Origin of the sequence: uncultured Campylobacter sp., from assembly GCF_937949835.1 — a bacterium.
Classification (GTDB): domain Bacteria; phylum Campylobacterota; class Campylobacteria; order Campylobacterales; family Campylobacteraceae; genus Campylobacter_B.
Genome location: NZ_CALEDC010000110.1, coordinates 1 through 1,960 on the forward strand (window position 1 = coordinate 1; position 1,960 = coordinate 1,960).

Here is a 1,960-nt window from a genome sequence, read left to right on the forward strand (position 1 = left end):
GCTAAAGCGTTACGCAGGACGAAAAATACATCTAATCCTCGGCGGCGACGATAAAGGCGTGGATCTGCACCCGCTTTTTGCGGAGTTTAAAAAATACGATCTGCAAATTTACGCGATCGGCTTAAATACCGATAAAATCGTGCTTTTGTGCGACGAGTACAATCTTCCTTGCGTGCGCTGCGAAATTTTACAAACCGCGGTGAGCGAAATTTCGAAGCGGTATTTGAACAGCGGAAATTTTTGCGAAAATGAAATTTCAAAAGGACGCTTAGGCGGCGAGAATTCCGCAGTAAATTTGATGCAGGATGAAATTTCGGCTACCGGAGGCGCAAGCTCTTGCGTGGACGCAAGCGGCGGCGAAACTTTAGGTTCGCAAAATTTTAAAAATTCTGTGGATTTTCAGAATTCCGTAAATTTCGAAAGCGAAATAGCACTGCTAAGCCCTGCATGTGCGAGTTTGGATCAATTTAAAAGCTATGCCGAACGCGGCGAGGAATTTAAAAAAGCGGTTTTAAATTTGTAAGTTTAGCCTCATTTGATAAAAGCATGTACCATTCTAAATTGCAATGCCCTATTATATTTTGATTACCGCTGATTCTACGGTCCATATCGGCTCAAAATCAAAATAATCTACGTTTAAAATAGCCAACTGCTCAAAGCTGCCAAGCTAGAATACGGTAAAATTTCGTGCGCCTATCATTCTTTAGTTTTGGTATTTTCGAAATATTCTTTAATTGCGCCGCTCGTTAAATTCCGGATAAGATCAAAATCGCCTTTGAAGATAAGCTCAAAATTATCGTTAAGATACGCCAAATAGGCATTCCCCATTAACTTAGTCGTGCTACTCGCAACCGCTGCACTGACGGCTCCGCCGAATACACTTCCAACAGCAGGGATTAATTTTAAAAAATTACCGACTGCGGCCCTAGCTACAAAACCGCCTGCCGCTACAGCGGCAAATAACACCGTAAGCTCGGCTATCTGTTTGCCGTCTAGATTAAAGCCGTAAATACTCGTAATGTGCGTTATCATCGCTATTTGCGTGGGTATCAGAAGCGCGATATCTGAAAACGGAATCGGAGTGACGGCTATCGCAGCGGCCATAGCCGAATATTTAGTCACGATGCCCGATGCCGCTTCAAATTTTATCTTTTTGCTTACCCTTTGCTCTCTCGCAAACGCCCTTCGTATCCCTTCGGGCAGCCCCGCATAAGTAGCCTCTACGAGCTCTTCCAGCCCCATAATCTTTTTTACGTAGCCCTCGTCATCCCGTATCGCCAAAGCCCTCACGCGAAAAACGGTATCCGCTCCTAGGCGCTCTTTTACGATGTCGGAAAATTTTTCACCGTTTTCGTCTTTGTCCTGTTGGGCCTTAGTAATCACTGCTGCAATGGGATAACCAGAAGATTTAATAAGCTCAAAAAGTTTAATATCGCCCTCTTCCACTCTTCTACCGGATTCGCAAATGCAATACCATACGAAATTTATCTGCTCTTGCGCGCTTTTTTACTCATTTTCCTTTAAAAAATTCTCAATATCGGCATAAGTCTGCTCAAAATCCTTCATCTCCAAGCCTTTTGAGTCGTAGATGTAAAATTTATCGCTTATCTTTATTTCGTTTATCTCTTTGCTTACGGGTTCGCCCGAGCCCGTTTTTACGACGTTAGCGCCGAAAATTGCATTTATAAGCGTGCTCTTGCCGACACCCGTCTTACCGACTATTAGCACGTTAAGTCTTTGATTTATATCGCATGAAATCTCTCCTGCGATCTCTTTGCCTTTACTTGCCAACTCTTGTATATCTAAATTTATAGCAGTGCCTTCTTGAGCTGCCTTGCTATTATTTTGCTCCATTGTAATCCCTTGTAAAATCTTTGAAAATATATGAAAATAATATACGGAGATTCTCCGATAACATTTGGAGACTCGCTGATTATAACAGTAGTGAGCATACTGATAG

The 1,960-nt window shown here is 42.6% G+C and carries 2 protein-coding genes and 1 pseudogene; 1 reads left to right on the plus strand and 2 read right to left on the minus strand.

Annotation, left to right across the window (positions count from 1 at the left end; genetic code table 11):
- Positions 1 to 523: pseudogene (locus Q0256_RS02410) on the plus strand (hypothetical protein); the annotation flags it as partial.
- Positions 524 to 696: 173 nt separating this feature from the next.
- Here the strand turns inward: Q0256_RS02410 and Q0256_RS02415 are convergent.
- Positions 697 to 1,446 carry a YcjF family protein gene (locus Q0256_RS02415; RefSeq protein ID WP_297959717.1) on the minus strand — a complete coding sequence of 250 codons (750 nt, stop codon included), beginning with the start codon at positions 1,444 to 1,446 and terminating at the stop codon, positions 697 to 699.
- Between the two features lie 60 nt (positions 1,447 to 1,506).
- Positions 1,507 to 1,854 (minus strand): GTPase, encoded by a 348-nt coding sequence (locus Q0256_RS02420; protein ID WP_297959719.1) that lies wholly within the window; start codon positions 1,852 to 1,854, stop codon positions 1,507 to 1,509.
- Positions 1,855 to 1,960: the final 106 nt, after the last annotated feature.